3 protein-coding genes are annotated in these 1,901 nt (G+C 62.7%); all 3 read right to left on the bottom strand.

From position 1 onward, the window contains the following. Window positions 1–149 precede the first annotated feature (149 nt). Window positions 150–518 carry a hypothetical protein gene (locus QZV94_RS24795; protein ID WP_293683109.1) on the bottom strand — a complete coding sequence of 123 codons (369 nt, stop codon included), beginning with the start codon at window positions 516–518 and terminating at the stop codon, window positions 150–152. 140 nt (window positions 519–658) lie between these two features. Next, entirely contained in the window at window positions 659–1,318 is a 660-nt protein-coding gene (locus QZV94_RS24790; RefSeq protein WP_293683107.1) for a hypothetical protein, read from the bottom strand. Window positions 1,319–1,529: 211 nt separating this feature from the next. Beyond that, entirely contained in the window at window positions 1,530–1,880 is a 351-nt protein-coding gene (locus QZV94_RS24785) for a hypothetical protein (RefSeq protein ID WP_293683105.1), read from the bottom strand. Window positions 1,881–1,901 lie beyond the last annotated feature (21 nt).

Genomic DNA, 1,901 nt, shown 5'->3' with positions numbered 1-1,901 from the left:
GCGGCCGCACCCGTCTTCAAAGCCAACTTACGAGGGTCGCACCGATTGAGGGAAAGCCCCCGATCAAAGGAGTAGACCGGGGGCTTAGCGGTCCCGCAGGTGTCGGGCGTGAACGGTCCCGCCACCGGCGCATAACAGCGTTTGCAACTCTACCAAGGCGGAGCTTCGCCTCGCGACGAACTGCCGCGTGGGCGTGCCTCGATAGCCGGCGCGTTGGAGTGTTTTTGCCACCGGATTGGGAGGCGAGCTCTGGCGACGACCCTCCGTCTGCCGCACCAGGCGACGATGAACTCGGCGCTCGCGTGCTGGTCGAGAAGCTGGCGCGCGACATCATCAGCTGCGTAATCGTCCTGCAGCTCGAAAGCGACGCAGGTCTCCGAAGTCCCGTCGGCGGCACAACGATGAAATGTGTAGAGCGCCATACAGTCTTCCTTCAGGTCGCGCCAGGTGATTCCGAAGGCTCGCTGCAAGGCGCGCGCCACGTTTCGCGCCGTGTCCGCTGGGCTCAGCACGCTCATCGGCGGAGCCCATGATGCCACGAGTATCGGCTCCAGACGGCGGGCGAGGACCGCCTTCAACCCTTAGCAGCACTTCCCGCCCGGCCCGATCCGGACATTGGCCGCCGAATGAGGGCTCGGCGGCCTGCGCTCCAGCGATCTCATTCGTCGTCGAACTCGACGTCGATCAGGGTGCTCGCGGGGATATTGTAGCCTTTCTGGCTGATCAGCCACTTCTGCACAAACTCCCGCACAGGATCCCGCGCACCGTGGTCGCAAGCGAAATCGATATAGCTTGGGCTGCGCGCATCCTCCTCCAGCGTCGTGCTGATCCTCCGCAGCAGGTCGTTCTGCGTGTCCAGGCTCGGCATGACGGCGCATTTCTGGAGGGCCGGCTGCAACCCGGAGGTATCGAAGGCCACTGGCAGCGCAGGCTCAAGCCTCGGCGCAGTTAAGAGCAGACGCGGCTTCTGGTAAATTGCAATCCACCGCCTTGAGAGCCTAACGCGGTAGTAGATGTATGTATCTACCGTGTATGATGCCGTTTCCTTGCAAAATGGTATCGTATATCCAAGAAGTACGTGCGTACCCGTGAGGTTAAATGTTCGTCTATGTTTGACGGTCGCAACCTCTAGCATGCCGCCATTCGTTCGAATTAGAACCGGCATGTCGTTGGACCCCGGCCCATCCGTGTTGGGCCTGGACCAAAACAAAAGCAGATACGCATCGAGCGCCAGCGCGGTCAGCACCACGATTGCCGTTAGAACCGTGGGATCGCAGAGGCGGCCACGCTTCAATTGCTGCTGCTTGTTCGCGAGCAAGACGCCATCCTCGTCGGCGCGCGACAGCAGCAGCTGGCCCAGAGGCCCTCCACGCTGTAGGTCAGCTCCAGCGCCTCGCCCCCGCGCATTTCCGCAGCGACGACGTTCACAAGTTTGCCCGGAACTATGCCGGAAATGGCTTGTCCCGGCTGTATGTCTTCAAGTTTCAAGTGGCGGCTGCACCCGTAGACTTCCTGCGTATATGCGACGCTCATCGGCCAGCAGCGTCAACTGGCGCGAGAAGCCAAGCTGGCCGGCCGAAGCCTTCGAAAATGCGTGTGGTCGTTGAAGATGCTCCGCAGGTGGCGGGGTCGAAGCTCGCGCTTCCGGGCGCATCGATGCCGCGCAGGCCCGACACAGGACCGAGATTGGCGAGCAAAGGGTCGGAGGCCGACCTCGCCGGAAGTAAGAAGCGCCCAGTCTTGTCGGGGCGCATCCGCTCCAGCGCAAACGCGCCTTCATCAGCCAGCCTGGCCACAAGCTGCGGGTCGGTCGGGCGCACGTCGTCGTTCGGCGCCATGTCGTTGATCGGCTCGGTTCGGACCGTGCCGATGGTCGGCAAGATGGCGTGGCCCTCGGCCCA

The organism is uncultured Phenylobacterium sp. (assembly GCF_902826855.1).
Taxonomy (GTDB): domain Bacteria; phylum Pseudomonadota; class Alphaproteobacteria; order Caulobacterales; family Caulobacteraceae; genus Phenylobacterium.
Note: the sequence above shows the minus strand (reverse complement) of the source record. Positions and strands in the feature narration are given on the sequence as shown.